Annotated in this window: 15 protein-coding genes; all 15 read right to left on the bottom strand. The window is 74.0% G+C overall.

The window, feature by feature from the left end; translation table 11 throughout:
• Positions 1 to 8: 8 nt before the first annotated feature.
• Positions 9 to 599 (bottom strand): phage baseplate assembly protein V, encoded by a 591-nt coding sequence (locus tag ACGFNV_RS00430; protein WP_393618166.1) that lies wholly within the window; start codon positions 597 to 599, stop codon positions 9 to 11.
• A gap of 31 nt (positions 600 to 630) precedes the next feature.
• Entirely contained in the window at positions 631 to 1,737 is a 1,107-nt protein-coding gene (locus ACGFNV_RS00425) for a hypothetical protein (protein ID WP_393618164.1), read from the bottom strand.
• Positions 1,727 to 2,044, bottom strand: coding sequence for a LysM peptidoglycan-binding domain-containing protein (locus ACGFNV_RS00420; protein ID WP_393618163.1), 318 nt, complete (start codon positions 2,042 to 2,044; stop codon positions 1,727 to 1,729). The genes ACGFNV_RS00425 and ACGFNV_RS00420 overlap by 11 nt, the downstream gene beginning before the upstream one ends.
• Positions 2,044 to 2,724, bottom strand: coding sequence for a hypothetical protein (locus tag ACGFNV_RS00415; protein WP_393618162.1), 681 nt, complete (start codon positions 2,722 to 2,724; stop codon positions 2,044 to 2,046). Before ACGFNV_RS00415 ends, ACGFNV_RS00420 begins: the two co-directional genes overlap by 1 nt.
• Positions 2,721 to 3,062 (bottom strand): hypothetical protein, encoded by a 342-nt coding sequence (locus tag ACGFNV_RS00410; protein ID WP_393618160.1) that lies wholly within the window; start codon positions 3,060 to 3,062, stop codon positions 2,721 to 2,723. Before ACGFNV_RS00410 ends, ACGFNV_RS00415 begins: the two co-directional genes overlap by 4 nt.
• A complete protein-coding gene (locus ACGFNV_RS00405) occupies positions 3,053 to 5,227 on the bottom strand; it encodes an ATP-binding protein (protein WP_393618158.1) in 2,175 nt (724 codons plus the stop codon). The genes ACGFNV_RS00410 and ACGFNV_RS00405 overlap by 10 nt, the downstream gene beginning before the upstream one ends.
• On the bottom strand, positions 5,224 to 6,420 hold the full coding sequence (locus ACGFNV_RS00400; RefSeq protein ID WP_393618156.1) for a DUF4255 domain-containing protein: 1,197 nt from the start codon (positions 6,418 to 6,420) through the stop codon (positions 5,224 to 5,226). The genes ACGFNV_RS00405 and ACGFNV_RS00400 overlap by 4 nt, the downstream gene beginning before the upstream one ends.
• The gene (locus ACGFNV_RS00395; protein ID WP_393618154.1) at positions 6,417 to 7,130 is read right to left on the bottom strand and encodes a hypothetical protein; all 714 of its coding nucleotides are present in this window, start codon (positions 7,128 to 7,130) and stop codon (positions 6,417 to 6,419) included. The genes ACGFNV_RS00400 and ACGFNV_RS00395 overlap by 4 nt, the downstream gene beginning before the upstream one ends.
• The gene (locus ACGFNV_RS00390) at positions 7,127 to 7,825 is read right to left on the bottom strand and encodes a hypothetical protein (RefSeq protein ID WP_393618152.1); all 699 of its coding nucleotides are present in this window, start codon (positions 7,823 to 7,825) and stop codon (positions 7,127 to 7,129) included. Before ACGFNV_RS00390 ends, ACGFNV_RS00395 begins: the two co-directional genes overlap by 4 nt.
• A gap of 29 nt (positions 7,826 to 7,854) precedes the next feature.
• Positions 7,855 to 8,385 carry a phage tail protein gene (locus ACGFNV_RS00385; protein WP_133930736.1) on the bottom strand — a complete coding sequence of 177 codons (531 nt, stop codon included), beginning with the start codon at positions 8,383 to 8,385 and terminating at the stop codon, positions 7,855 to 7,857.
• 1 nt (position 8,386) lies between these two features.
• On the bottom strand, positions 8,387 to 9,883 hold the full coding sequence (locus ACGFNV_RS00380; RefSeq protein WP_393618151.1) for a phage tail sheath C-terminal domain-containing protein: 1,497 nt from the start codon (positions 9,881 to 9,883) through the stop codon (positions 8,387 to 8,389).
• Between the two features lie 262 nt (positions 9,884 to 10,145).
• Positions 10,146 to 10,655 (bottom strand): O-acetyl-ADP-ribose deacetylase, encoded by a 510-nt coding sequence (locus ACGFNV_RS00375; protein WP_393618149.1) that lies wholly within the window; start codon positions 10,653 to 10,655, stop codon positions 10,146 to 10,148.
• Between the two features lie 27 nt (positions 10,656 to 10,682).
• Complete coding sequence (locus ACGFNV_RS00370; protein WP_393618147.1) at positions 10,683 to 11,870, bottom strand: cytochrome P450; 1,188 nt, start codon at positions 11,868 to 11,870, stop codon at positions 10,683 to 10,685.
• Positions 11,867 to 13,261 carry an alkaline phosphatase family protein gene (locus tag ACGFNV_RS00365; protein WP_393618145.1) on the bottom strand — a complete coding sequence of 465 codons (1,395 nt, stop codon included), beginning with the start codon at positions 13,259 to 13,261 and terminating at the stop codon, positions 11,867 to 11,869. Before ACGFNV_RS00365 ends, ACGFNV_RS00370 begins: the two co-directional genes overlap by 4 nt.
• Positions 13,258 to 14,418, bottom strand: coding sequence for a metabolite traffic protein EboE (eboE, locus tag ACGFNV_RS00360; protein ID WP_393618143.1), 1,161 nt, complete (start codon positions 14,416 to 14,418; stop codon positions 13,258 to 13,260). The genes ACGFNV_RS00365 and eboE overlap by 4 nt, the downstream gene beginning before the upstream one ends.
• Between the last annotated feature and the right edge of the window lie 2 nt (positions 14,419 to 14,420).

Below are 14,420 nucleotides of genomic sequence, written 5' to 3'. Positions count from 1 at the left end.
ACCTCCGCTCACGCCGTCTTCACGACGAGCGCGCCGTTGTTGATGTTGACGAGGCCGATGATGTTGATGTTCGCCGCGGTGATCGTCACACCCGCCTTGTCGAGGGTGATCGAGGCGGTCGGCGACTGGAGCAGCACCCCGTTGCCCTTCATGGGCGCGACCGGCGCGTCGCTGACCGCGATCCTGCTCTTGGCGGTGGTCTCCACGAGGAAGGCAGGGGAGCCGGGCTGGAGGGTGTTGGCGGTGACCGGGACCTCGGCACGGCTGCCCCAGAAGAAGCCGGTCCAGATGGGGTGGTCGGGGTCTCCGCCCTCGAACTCCACCCACACGCCCGCCCGTTGGGCCGGCACGACGAACGCCCCCGACTGCAGCCCGCTCATGGGGACGCAGGGCATCGCCCAGCTCGTCGGGAACAGCCCGAACACGTCCGGCACGCTCACCAGCAGCCGGCCCATGCCCAGCGGGTCGGTGTTCTGCACCACCGCGCCCCGGTACTTGCCGTAGAAGCGCCGGGCGCCCGGCGCCTCGGCCTCCTCGCGCTGCGCGGGGCCGAGGAGGCCCGGCGAATCCACGTAGCCGATGTCGTCCATGCGTGTCATGCGGCACGCCTCCTTGCGGTCACCGGCGCGCTCACAGCGGCCGGAACGCGTTGCGGGTCAGGGTGAACTGCTGGTTGTAGGAACCTCGTTGGAGCGAGTGCGTGACGCTGTTGACGTAGTACGTGCCGTCGTACGCCTCGCCCGCCCCGTGCACCGGCACGGGCCGCCGGGGCCGCAGGGGCTGCCCGTAGCGCAGGACGTCGAGGCTGCCCTGCCCGGAGATCACCTCGTAGCTGTCGGCGGCGCGGGCCAGCGCCACACCCGCGGCCTGTGCGGGGGTCAGCTTCGACAGGCCGCGGATCGGGGCGACTTTCAGCGGGCGCGGTCTGCGGCGGCCCATGGGCGGGCTGAGCGGGGTGACGTCCGGGACCGGCACGGGGACGGGGAACCTGGTGTCGGGGTCCTGGAGGAGGACGACGTACTGGGTGGCGGAGAAGCCGTCGAAGGAGAAGGACAGGCTGTCGACGTTGGTTGCGGTGTCGCAGTTGACGAGCAGCGGTTCCTGCGGCGGGCCGAGGCGGTTCGGGGGTTCCCAGTGGGCGACGTTGACGCCGGGGGCGGGGCCGGGCGCCACGAAGAAGTGGTGGCCGGCCTGGGCGGCGAGCTGTCTGACGTAGGCGAGGTCGGTGCCCTGGTGGCTCGGCACCTCGCGCAGCGGGTTGGGTGGCACCGCGAGCACGCTGGGCACGATCGCCGGAACCAGGCCGTACATCGGGTATTTGGCGCAGATCACCGCGACCCGCGCCTCCGGGGGCAGGCAGGGGTACTTGAGGCCGGTCTGGTCGACGACGTCCATCATCCGTGAGACGTCCTCGCCGGTGAGGGTGAGCGTGGACCGGCCCGGCTCGGCGGCGGGGCCGAGTTCGTGGCGGGTGACCACGCCGTCCATGAGGACGGTGCTGCGGCCGCGCACGGTGAGCACGATCTGGGCGCGGGCGGGCGGGTCCAGCGCGCCCTGCGGGAGGAGTTCGGTCAGCAGCCGGGCCCGTTTGGCGGTGGCGAACCGCAGTCGGAACCCGCCGGACCGGCCGACGCCCTCGGTCACCTGGACCGACAGCAGCGCGTCCACCACCTCGCGGGGCACCGGCTCGGCGAGCACCGGGCCGAGCCGCAGCGACAGCAGGAGTTCAGAAGCCATGGACGCTCCCACCGGCCGCCGCGGGCAGCGCGATCAGCAGCCGTCGGCCGGGGCGGGCGGTCAACTCGACTGGATCCAGTGCGGGGTTGGCGTCGGCCAGCTGCCAGAACAGTTCCGGGTCACCGAACGCGGCGGCGGCCACCCGGTCGAGCCGGTCCCCCTCGCCGACCGTGTGGAATCCCACCGGGGTCAGCTCGGCCGGGTCGGGCAGGAACCTGCGGCGGACGTACGGGACCGGTTCGCCGCCGTCGGGCGGCACGTACAGGGCGGTCTCGCTGCCGTGGTAGCGGCTGGCGGGGCTGAACATCAACTGCCTCCCGGTGCCGTGCCGAGGCCGATCGTGCCCAGGCGGGCCGAGCGGTGCAGGGCCGCCAGCTGCTCGCGGCGCCGCTGGTGGCCGACGTACAGGGCGCCGCCGGGGTGGGCGAAGCCGAGGTCGTCGACGGTGAGGACGCGCAGGCCGAGGGCGACCTTGGCGCGGATAGGACGGAGGTTGGAGTCGAACGCCTCCTCGGTGACGGTGAACTCGGTGAGCCTGACCGGCACCACCCGGTCCCGGCTCCACACGAACACCGTCAGCGGTGCCTCCGTCGGCGCGATCTCGAAGGCGCCGTCGCGGGCCGCCGTGTCCTGGGCGAGCAGCGCCCGGGCGGTCGGGTTCACCAGCAGCTCCAGCGCGGCCAGCACCGGCAGCAGCCCGTACCGCGCCACCGCGTCCGCGTCCGGATCGGCCGGGTCCTCCAACTGGGCCGCGGCGTCGAACTCGACATCCACCTTCACCGTCTCGTGTGCGGGCCCCTTCAGCCGCAGCGCCTCACTACGGTCCCCCGCCTCCGCGCCCGCGCCCTGCGGCTGGAGGGTGCGGGTGACCGTGTCGGGGTTGTACTGCAAGGCGATGATCCGCAGGACCGCTCCGGTGGCGGGGTCGAGGAGGACGAGCGCGCCGCGCGGGACGACGGGCGTGTCGGGGCGGTAGGAGGAGGTCATCGGGGCGCTCCCCCCTGAGCCGCGGGAGCGGTGCCGGTCCCGGAGTCGCTCCTCGTCACACCGGTGTCCCGGGTCATCTCCCCCACCGCGGCGGCCGCCGCCCGCGCGATCGCGTCGACGCCGGGTGAGTCCGCGGTGACCCGCAGCCGGTCGACGGCGGTACGGCTGCCCGTCGGGGCGTCGCCCGTACGGCCGTCCGCCGCCGCGGGGAGCCGCGCTCGCAGGGCCTCCGTCAGCAGCGCGGCGATCCGTGCCGGGGAGTGGCCCGCCGCCGCGTCCGCGTCCAGGACCACCCGGTCGATGCGCAGCGCGATCCGTACCGTTCGCCTCATCGCCATGCCACCTCCTCGGCGAGGGCCGCCGGGAGCGGCAGGTCGAGCTTGCGGAACTCCGCGCGGGCCGCGTCCCGTACCGTCGCGGTGTCGACCGGCCGGCCGGCGGCCGCGGCGCGGAAGGCCGCGCCGAGCGCGATGGCCTGGATGGCCGCGCCGGTCGTCGGCAGGTCCGCGAAGGGCCGCAGGTCGAGGTCCGGGGACAGCGGTACGCCCGCCGGGAACGCCGCCGCCCACAGCCGGCGCCGCTCGGGCGGGCCCGGCACGGGGAAGTCCACGACGAACCGCAGCCGCCGCAGGAAGGCGGGGTCCAGCGCGCCGCGCAGATTGGTGGCGAGGACGGCCACCCCGCGGTAGGCCTCCATGCGCTGCAACAGGTAGCTCACCTCGATGTTGGCGTACCGGTCGTGGCTGTCGTGCACCTCGCTGCGCCGCCCGAACAGCGCGTCGGCCTCGTCGAACAGCAGCAGCGAGCCGCCTCCCTCGGCGGCGTCGAAGACCCGGCGCAGGTTCTTCTCCGTCTCGCCGATGTACTTGCTGACCACGGCCGACAGGTCGATCCGGTAGTGGTCCAGGCCGAGTTCGTGCGCGAGGACCTCGGAGGCGAAGGTCTTGCCGGTGCCGCTGGGTCCGGCGAACAGGGCGGTCACGCCCTGTCCTCGGCTCATCCGTTCCTCGAATCCCCAGTCGGCGAAGACCGTGGCGGCGTGCCGCACCTGGGTGGCCATGCGCCGCAGTACGTCCATCTGGTCGTCGGGCAGCACCAGGTCCGCCCAGCGGGCCCGGGGCACGGTGCGCCGCGCGAGGGATTCGAGGCGCGGCCGTGAGGCGTCCCTGCAGGCCGCCCACAGCCGGGGCGCGGGGTCGGCGTCGGCCGGGCCGTCGGCGTGGGCGGCGCCGATGCGGTGCAGGGCGGGCAGTCCCAGGCGGAACTGCCCGGCCAGCGCGGCCGGTACGCCGTCCGGGTCGAGGCCGGTGACCGCGGCCCACAGGGCGCGCTGCTCGTCCGGCGGCGGCACGCTCACGTCGACGACGGCCCCGGGTGGCTCGGTCACCGGCCACACCTCCCGGGCGGCCAGCAGGACGGGCCCGCCGGTGCGGGACAGGAAGCGGTGCACGGCCGCCGTCAGGGCCGCGTCGTCCGGGTCGGCGTCGGTGGCGTCGAGGAGCAGCGCCACCGGCAGCAGCCGGCTCTCCCGGTGCCACAGCAGGGCCGCCGCGTCCGGGTCCGTCCCGGCGTGCACCAGCAGCTTCGCGGGCAGCCGGTACACCTCGCGGCGCAGCCGCGCGCAGGCCCTTACGGCGACGAGGGTGCCGCTCTCGGGGTCGTCGCAGACGAGCTGGACGACCGGGAACCGGCTGCCGGGGGCCGCGGACGTGAGCGCGGCCGCCACCGCGGCCACCGTCCGGAGTGCGGAGGCCGGGGAGGGCAGTCCCGGGGCCGGGTCGGCGACGGGTTCGACGACCGTGAGGAGCCGTTCGTCGAGGTCGTTGAGGCCGCGGATGAGGTTGGCGATGCGGTCGTCGGCCCGCAGGGGCGCGGTGAGCAGCGGCTGGGCGGGCCCCCGTACGGCCTCGGCGAGCCGCCAGCGGCGCAGGGGCCGCCGGGGCGACTGGACGTCCCAGCGGGCGTCGTCGAAGAGCCGCAGGGCGAGGGCGAAGGTCGGCGCCGTGGCCGTCGGGTCGCCCTGGGCGGCGGCGATGGTGGCGCCGAGGGCGGGGTCCAGGGCCGGGGCGGAGGCCAGCAGCAGTACGTCCCGTTCGAAGTCGGTCAGTCCGAAGCGGTCGGCGAGCGCCACCAGGGCGGGTGGGCCGGTGTGTTCGGGGCGGGCCGCGTCCTGTCGTTCGGCGGCGAGCCGGTCGGCCCCAGCACCGGCCCGGGACGGCTCGGGCCCGGCGGGAGCGGGCGGCAGCGCGGCGGCCGGCCTGCCGCGTCGCGGCCAGTGTCGGCCGTTGTCCGGGGCCGTCACCCGCCGCGGCGCCGCCTCCTCGTGCCCGAGCCGCGCCGGCACGTCGAGGCGGGCCCGCAGCCACGCCAGTGAGGCCGACAGGTAACGGTTGTTGGCCTCCTCCCAGCGGAGGTCGGCGGGCAGGCCGAGGCCGATGTGCCCGTCGTGGCCGTCGGTGTTCTTGGAACGCGCGGGAGGCCGGTCGGGGTTTCCGCTGCTCATGGGATCGTCACCTCCACGGTCGGCCCGGTCAGGAACCTTCCGGTGGTGCGGTCGGCGATCTCGCTGTCGACGCCGTCGACGCGGAGTCGTACCCGGGTTCGGCCGGGCGGCAGGACGGCGGTGACCGACAGGGCGGTGGTGCCGGCGGTGAGCAGGTCCACGGCCAGTTGGTGGGCCCCGACGAGGACGGCGGCCCGCTGGCCGGGGAGGACCGGCGCGGCGGCGGTGACGGTGACCTCCGTACGGGCGGGGGTGCCGCCGGCCGCGGTGGCGGCGAGGGCGGTGACGCGCGGGCGGACGCCGAGGACGATCTCGTTGGTGTGCGGGCCGGCGCCGGCGGCCGGGGCGAGGCCGACCGACCAGGGTCCGGCGGGCAGCGCGGTGGCGGGCAGCGGCAGGGCGATCTCGCCGGCCCCGGCGGCGGGCGCGGGCAGGGCCACCTCGGCGGACCTGTTCACCGTCAGGTGCCGCAGCCGCGCGGTGAGCGGGACGGCGGGCAGGTTCTCCACGACCAGCGTGACCGTGTCGCCGGGCAGCGCGCCGACCTGCCCGGGAACCGCGTGGCGGACGGCGAGCAGGGCGGGCGCGAGCGAAGCCGGCTCCGGCCGGACGACCGGGGAGCGGTCGTCGGCGCCCCGGCGCAGCACGGGCAGCGGGGAACCGCCGGGCCGGGTGCTGTCGACGAGGACGACGGTGACCTGGTAGGCGGACGACATCCGGAACGGTGTCCCGAACGCCGTCCACATGGTGGCGATGTCCTCCTGACTGAGCGTCTCCTGGGTGATGCGCACGCGTTCGCTCTGGAGGTGCAGGTCGCTCTGCGGCAGACGTACGGCCGTCGCCCGGCGGATCTCGTCGGCCGACAGGACCGGTGTGTCGTGCAGCGCCAGCATCGCCGCGCCCAGCAGTTCGTGGGCCGTGCCCTCGTCGGTGCTGTAGGCGGCGAGGAGGTAGTGCAGGACCAGCGGCAGCAGCGGCCGGGGCGACTCCCCGGGCGGTGAGCCGGGCGGATCGGCGTTGCGGAAGGCGGGGTCGAGGTCCGCCCGGTACAGGAAGAGGTTCACATGGTCGCCGCTGACCGCGTCGGGCGCGCGGTCGGGCGGGGCGACGGTGATCTCGGGTCCGCCGAGCCGTTCGAACAGCCGGGTGCGCAGGGTGGCCGTCACGGCGGCGATGGCGAGGGAGTTGCTCATCCCAGCTCCCCCCGCGCCCGGCGCCGCAGGTAGCTCTCCAGCACCTTGGCGTGGTTCTCCCGCGCCCCGGCGGACGGCGGGCGCGGCGCGGGCGTGGCGGGCGGTGTGCGGATGTCGAGCCGCCCGATGGACACCTCGACGACCACCGTCGGTTCCGCTTCCCCCGCCACGGTGTTCGCGTCGGACTCGGGGGCGGTCGCCGGGACGGTGGGCACCGTGCCGACGCGCAGGCGCGGGTGCTCGGGGACCACGGTGACCGGCGCGGGTTCCGGCACGACTTCCGGGGACGCCCCCTCCCCTTGCCTCGGCGGTGCAGCCGCAGCGGGCGAAGGCGACACCGCGGCCACCGTCACGGCGACAGGAGCGGCCGACATCTGCTGACGTCCCGCCACTTCTTGTCGTACGACGGCGCAGTGGTCGCCCGCCCCAGAGCTGGAGGGTGTCGGCCGTTCCCCCCTCTCCGCCAGGGCCACGGTGTCCCCCGGTTCCCCTGCCCCCGTCTTCCCCGCGGCCGCCGTCTCGCGCGGTGCGCCTGCCTGGGCCGCCGGTTGCTCCAGGGTCGCCTCGTCCGGCTCACCGGCAATGGCCGGGGGCGACGCATCGACCGCACCGTCCGCGGGCCGGTGTTCGTAGCGGGCTGCGGGGCGGGGGCGCAGACCGGGGAGTGGGGCGCTGCTGCGGCCGAGGAGGCGGGTCAGGGGGCCGTTCACGCGCCCACCAGCCCCAGGTAGCAGCGGCGGCGCCAGGGGGTGAGGGCGAGGACGTCCGCCTCCGACCAGCCGTAGGCCCGGGCCAGGTCGTGCACCTCGTGGAGGGTGCGCCGGCCCCAGGCGTCCAGCTCCGCCCACAGGAAGGCGACGATGTCGAAGGTCTCCTCCCAGGTGTGCGCGCAGTCGGGGCAGCCGAGGTCGATCCGCAGGTCGAGGAGGGGGTCCGCGGCGGTCCAGGCCGCGGCGACCGCGGCGACGGGAGCGGTCGGGGCGCAGCGGTGTGCGAGGGCCTCGTCGGGGGCGGGCGGGCCCGCGTCCAGTACGGCGGCCAGGTCCGCGCTGGTCGGCATGCGGGCCGGGACGTCCCGGCCGTCGACGCGTACGGTCACCGTGTCGGGGACCTGCTGACCGGACACGGGCCCGGGCAGCGCGGCGAGCAGGTCCCGCTGGTCGAAGGCGACGTCGACGTCCGTGCCGCACCCGGGGCAGCGGGACACCGCCTCGACGCCGGTGCCGAACAGGGCGGCGCGGAAGGCGAACAGGGCCCGGTCGCGCAGGCCCACCGGCACGTCGGCGGCCGCGGCCCGGGTGGTGCCCCGGGCGACGGCGAGCAGGGCCAGGCCGCGGCGCAGCGGGTCGCGGCCCCAGCCCGCCTCCCAGGCGTCCAGCAGTTCGGTGGCGCTCACTGAGGTCATCCGGTCCTCCCCCGTACTCCGGTGGCCCGTCAGAAGTCCGGCTCGGTGGGCTCGGTGACGCTCACGTCCCGGATCCAGCCCTCGTTCTCCAGCTTCAGGTGCTGGATGGCGACCGCGTTGGCGTTGGCGTCGAGGTCGGGCAGCGCCTGGTACTCGGAGACCCAGCAGCGGAACACCTGGTAGGCGAGCACCTTCTGGCCGGCCTCGTTGTAGACCTCGATGATCAGGTCCTTGCGGAAGCCGGCGAGGGCCACCTCACGGTCGCGCTGGTCGGGCGCGGCCTGCGCGTTGGCGTAGTTCCAGACCTTGTTCGCCCACAGTTCGAACTCCGGGTCGTGGGTGACCCCGCGCTCCAGGGTGATCGCCTCGTACTTGGTACGGCCGGGCGACTTGCGGGTGCTGGAGTGGTCGCCGCCGTCGCGGTGCTCCACCACCTCGGTGGTCCGTTTGAGGGCGCTGACCTTGCTGATCCCGGCGACGTAGCGGTTGTCCCACTTCACCCGGAACTTGAAGTTCTTGTAGGGGTCCAGGCGGGTGGTGTTGGCGGTGAACTGGGCCATCTCAACTCTCCTGGCCGGTGGCGGAGTCGCGCTTCTGCTGGATGCGGATCAGGACGAACTCCACGGGCGCCAGGGGCTGGAAGCCCACGTCGATGGTGACGATGCCGCGGTCGATGTCGTCCTGGAGGTTGTTCGTGGCGTCGCAGCGCACGAAGTACGCCTCCTTCGGCGTGCGGCCCTGGAAGGCGCCCTGCCGGAACAGCCGGTTCATGAACGCCCCGACGTTGAGCCGGATCGCGGACCACAGGGGTTCGTCGTTGGGTTCGAACACGACCCACTTCGTGCCGATGAACAGCGATTCCTCGATGTGCAGGGCGACCCGGCGGACCGGGAGGTAGCGCCAGGGGTCGCCGAGTGCCTCGGCACCGCGGCAGGTGCGGGTGCCCCAGACGACGTTGCCGTACACGGGGAACGTGCGCAGACAGTTGACGCCGAGTTTGTTGAGGGCGCCGTTCTGCGCGTCCGTCAGCCGGTGCGCGAGGGAGCGCACCCCGAGGAGTCCGCCGTCGTCGATGCCGGCCGGGGCCTTCCAGAAGCCGCGCCGGGTGTCGGTGCGGGCGATGACTCCGGCGACGGTGCCGGCCGGCCCGACCCTGCGGTCCGGGCCGCCCAGCGGGTCCGAGATGACCAGCTCCGGGAAGAACACCGTGGCGTTGCGTCCCGTCACCCCGCCCACCGGCGGGCCGGCCTGGGCGCCCTCCCTCGCCTTGTCAGGGCTGGCCCAGGCGAACGGGGGGTCGAGCAGCAGCACGGCCCGCCGCTCCACGCACAGTCGCGCGGCGGCGTCGACGACGGGCGCCCACCGGGTGTCGCGGTCGTCCTCGCCCTGCGCAGGCTTCACCAACTGGGCAGGGACCACGAGGAGGTTGAAGATGTCGACGTCCGCCAGGGCGGCGAGGCCGGTGAGGACGTCCGCGGGGTCGAGGGTGGTGTCCTGGACCTGGCTGAACGCCTTGTTCCGGGTCGCGTCGGGCCGTCGGTCGAAGGACTGGGGCAGGACCGGTTCGACGAGCTGTGAGGTGGCGAGCGCCCGGTCCAGACGCCGGGACGCGAGCTGGGGGTCGATGGAGACGAGGAACGTCTCCGTCGTCCGTCCGTCGGTGATCTTCAGGGTGTAGGCGGTGGTCCGGTCGGGGTCGTGGGTCACATCCGCCTTGAGGGCGTTACCGGCCGAACCGGCCGCCCTGGCCCGGAGCTTCACGCCGTTGTCGAGGTCGACCTCGGAATGGGCCGGCGTGCCGCCGACCCGTACCACGATCGCCTTGCTGCCGCCGTTGAGGAAGAACTGGTAGACCGCGTAACTCAGGTCGCTGCCGGACCACAGCCCGCCGAACCTGTCCTCGTAGTCGGGCCAGCTCTCCACCGTCGTGGGCGTCTGCTCCCCCGTCAGGGTCAGTCCCACGAACGCCGTCACCGACGTCTCGGCGCCGGCGATCGGCCGGACCGGACTCTCGATCTCCTCGATGTAGACACCGGGATAGGAGAATTGCGTCGCCATAGCCCCTCAGGCCTCCCTCACCCGACGACTTCCGGCCGCCGGAGGTGCGTCGCATGGTGCCCGGGGCCCAGTCACCGGGTCGTCACCCGCCCGTCACGGGTCGGCCGGTGGCCTGCCGGTGTCACCCGTTGTGGCGCTGGTGAGGGCGCCGCACGGGCCGGCCGGAGCCAGGTCGGGACCGCTGCCGTGGTCCGCGGCGCTGGTGTCCCATCCGCAGGGCCGCCCCCGCGCCCGGCGGGGGCGGCCCGCGGCCTGAGTCACGTCAGTGGACGTGCCGGGCGAACGCGTCGTGCGCCCGTTCGTCGAAGACGACGAACCTGACCTCTTCGACGGCGGTCGGTGTGGCCCGTACGGTCTCCACCGCGATCCGGGCGCCGTCGTCCATCGGCCAGCCGTACACGCCGGTGGAGATCGCGGGGAACGCGACCGTGCGGGCGTGGAGTTCGTCGGCGATCCGCAGCGACTCCCGGTAGCAGGAGGCGAGTTGTTCGGAGCGGTCGTCGGTGGCGGACCAGACCGGGCCGACGGTGTGGATGACCCACTGTGCGTCCAGTTCCCCGGCGGTCGTGGCGACCGCCTGCCCGGTGGGAAGGCCCTTGCCGTACTTCGAGGCGCGGAGTTCGCGGCAGGCGTCGAGGATCGCGGGGCCGCCGCGCCGGTGGATGGCGCCGTCGACGCCTCCGCCGCCGAGCAGCGAGGAGTTCGCCGCGTTGACGATGGCGTCGACGGACTGCCGGGTGATGTCGCCCTGGACGAGGGTGATGGTGGTCATGGGGCTTCTATACCAGCCCCGGTCGCGTCACCAGGTGACAGGCAGTGACCGCAGGCCGTGGATGGCGGACGTGGAGCGGGGCAGGGTGTCGGCCGGTTCCGTGAGCCGGAGACCGGGAAGTCGGTCGAAGAGGGCGGGCAGGCCGATCTGGAGTTCGGCGCGGGCGAGGGACTGGCCGACGCACTGGTGGAGTCCGTGGCCGAAGGCCAGGTGTCCGGACGCGTCCTCGCGGTGGATGTCGAAGGCGTCCGGGTCAGTGAAGACGCCCGGGTCCCGGTTGGCGGCCTGGAGCGCCACCACGACCCCGTCCCCGGCCCGGATCGGGGTGCCGCCCAGGTCGACGTCCTGCGTGGCGATCCGCCGCATCCCCGAGTGGGCCACGGTGAGGTACCGCAGCAGTTCCTCGACCGCGTCCGGCCACCGGTCGGGCTCCGCGCGCAGGGCGGCCAGCTGCTCAGGGTGGCGCAGCAGGGCGACGACCGCCAGCGGGAACATGTTCGCGGTGGTCTCGTGGCCCGCTACGAGCAGCAGGGCCGCCACCCCCACCGCCTCCTCCGCGGTCGCCTCGCCGGTGGCCACCCGTTCGGTGGCGAGCCGGGAGATCAGGTCGTCGGCGGGTTCGCGGGTGCGGGTGGCGAGCAGGTCGCCGAGGTAGCCGTAGAGGGCCTGACGGGCCGCCAGCATGTCCTGGGGGCGGGCGGAGGCGAAGGCGGTGAGGGTGCGTACCTGCTGCTGGAAGAAGGCGTGGTCCTCGTACGGCACTCCGAGCAGCTCGCAGATCACCCGCGTGGGCTGCGGCAGGGCGTACGCCTCGACGAGGTCGGCCTCGGTGGCGCCGTCGGCGGTCATCGTGTCGAGGAGTTCGGCGCAGATGCGGGCGACGGCGGGGCGCAGCCGTTCGATACGGCGGAAGGTGAAGTCGGGGACCACCATGCGCCGTAGGCGGGTGTGGTCGGGCGGGTCCATGAGGAAGAACTGTCCGGGGCCGGGCGGGGGTACTCGCGGGCTCAGTCCGGGGAAGCCGTCGCGGGTGGCGTCGGCGCTGAAGCGGGGGTCGTCGAGGACCGCGCGGGCGTCCTCGTGGCGGGTGATCAGCCAGGGGCTGTTGTCGCCCCAGACGGTCACCCGGCGGATGGGCTCGGCCGCCTGCCACTTGGCGTACTCGGGTGCCGGGTCGAGCAGCGGGCGTTCGGTGGGCAGTGGGGGGAAGGTCATGCCGACCTCTCCTTCAGTCCGGCGAGGGTGAGCAGCAGGGACTTGACCTCGGTCGCCGCGTACGCGTCGCGGGCGGGTGACGGTTCCGAGCACAGGAGTACGGGGCCGTGGTCGGGGTCGTCCGGGAGGCGGCCGTGGCTGCCGCTGACGCCGGTGGGGTCCAGCGGGACGGTGCGGATGCGGTAGCGGAAGCCGGCCTTCTTGCGCAGGACCGAGCCCACCGCGCGGAGTTTCACCGCCGGGACGCTGTCGTCGTAGAGCAGTTCGGCGGGGTCGTAGCCGGGTTTGCGGTGGATCTCGACCTGGCGGGCGAAGTCCGGGGCACGTTCGTCGTCGAGCCAGTAGTAGTACGTGAACCAGGCGTCGGGGTCGGCGATCGCGACGAGTTCGCCGGAGCGTTCGTGGTCCAGGCCCTGAGCCCTCTTGCCCTCTTCGTCCAACAGCCGGTCCACACCGTCCAGTTCGCGGATCACCTTGGCGACCGTCTCGGTGTCGGCCGGGTCCCGTACGTAGACGTGGGCGATCTGGTGGTCGGCGACGGCGAAGGCGCGGGAGGTCCAGGGGTCGAGGTACTCCATGCCGTCCTGGGTGTGGACCTGGAGCAGTCCGGCGCGGCGCAGGGCGCGGTTGATGTCGACGGGGCGGGAGGCGGGGGCGATGCCGTACTCGCTGAGGGCGACGACGGTGGCTCCCTCGCGCACGAAGTGGTCGATCAACGGGCGCAGGGCGTCGTCGAGTTGGCGGGCGGCCCGGGCGGTGGCGGGCGAGTCGGGGCCGGAGCGCTGGGGTTCGTAGTCGAGGTGCGGGACGTAGACGAGGGTGAGGTCGGGCTGGTGCTCGTCGAAGATCTGGCGGGCGGCGCCGAGGATCCACTGGGTGGAGGGCATTCCGGCGTTCGGTCCCCAGTAGGTGAAGAGGGGGAACGGGCCGAGGCGGTCGGTGAGTTCGGTGTGCAGGGACGGCGGCCAGGTGTAGCAGTCGGGTTCCTTGCGGCCGTCGGAGTAGTAGACGGGGCGCGGGGTGACGGTCCAGTCGACGTCGGCGCCCATGGCGTACCACCAGCACACGTTGGCGACCTTGAAGTCGGGCTCGGATCTGCGGGCGGTCTCCCAGATCTTCTCGCCGCCGACGAGGGCGTTGTGCTGTCGCCACAGCAGGACCTCGCCGAGGTCGCGGAAGTACCAGCCGTTGCCCACCGCGCCGTGCACGGCGGGGAGTTCGCCGGTGAGGAGGGTGGACTGGACGGTGCAGGTGACGGCGGGCAGGACGGTGTCGAGGCGGGCCCGGAAGCCACGTTCGCCGAGGGCGGCGACGGCGGGCATGTGGTGCAGCAGGTTCGGGGTGAGTCCGACGATGTCAAGCACGACGACCCGGCGGCGGTCGGTGGTCATGAGAGGTGCTCCTCCTTGAGGCCGAGTCCGGTCAACCGGTCGCGGGCCCAGGCGAGTTCGGCGGCGATGCCGCCAGGGAGGTCGGTGGGGGGTTCGGGGAGGACGGACCAGGTGTAGGTCTCGACGTCGATGTGGTCGCAGGCGGCGGTTGCGCCGCCGAGGAGTCCCGCGAGGACGTCGGTGAGGGGGCCGGTCGTCGTCCGCAGCGGTGGTTCGGGGGCGGCGTGCAGGGGGGCGTGGAAGTGGACCCGCCAGGCTCCGCCGTCCGTGGGCAGTCCCCCGTCGAGTGCCTCGCCCAGGTCGTCGACGCCGAGTACCGCGCCGTCGCGCACGGTGCGGGTCTGGTGCAGGAACCTCGGTTCGGCGAGCCTGCGCAGGGCCGCCCGGGCCGCGGGGTCGGCCGGGTCGGTGGCCTCGACGGCGCAGGACGCCTGGAGTTTCACGACGGGCAGCCCGGCGTCCGCGAGCCGCCGCAGCGCCCGGGCGGGGTCCTCGAACTGTACGGCGAGATGGCAGGCGTCGAGGCAGACGCCGAGCCGTTCGGGGTCGAGGCCGCCGAGTTCCCGTACCGCCTGGGCGGTGGTCTCCACCACGCAGCCGGGCTCGGGTTCGAAGCCGACGCGGATACGGCGGCCGGTGTCGGCCTCGACGGCGGCGAGCCCGGCGGCCAGCCGGTCCAGGGCGCGGCGAGCGGTGTCGGCGCGTTCGGCGGGCCAGGGCTCGCGCCAGCCGAGCGGCAGCGTGGAGACGCTTCCGCGGGCGGCGTCCTCGGGCAGCAGTGCGGCGAGGACGCGGGCGCAGTCGAGGGTGTGGCGCAGCCGGGCCTCGTCGGCCCAGTCGGGGAGGTAGACGTCCTTCTTGACGACCTCGCGGTGGAACCCGGCGTACGGGAAGGCGTTCAGGGTGACGGTCTCCAGGCCGCGCGCCCCGAGTTCGTTCTTCAGCCGCCTCAACGCCGCTGCGTCGGCGCCGAGTTCGGTGACGACGTCCCGGGCCAGCCACAGCCCGATGCCGAGCCGGCCGACGCCGAGCCGCTCGCGCACGGGCTCGGCGTACCGGGCGAGTTGGGAGATGACTCCGTCCAGGTCTTCCGCCTGGTGGACGTTGGAGCAGTAGCCGAGGTGGACGGCGGTGCCGTCGGAGTGCCGGAAGCGCATGC

This window comes from Streptomyces sp. NPDC048751 (assembly GCF_043198595.1).
Classification (GTDB): Bacteria; Actinomycetota; Actinomycetes; order Streptomycetales; family Streptomycetaceae; genus Streptomyces.
The sequence above is the reverse complement of the archived record's forward strand: the minus strand, read 5'-3'. Positions and strand labels throughout refer to the sequence as shown.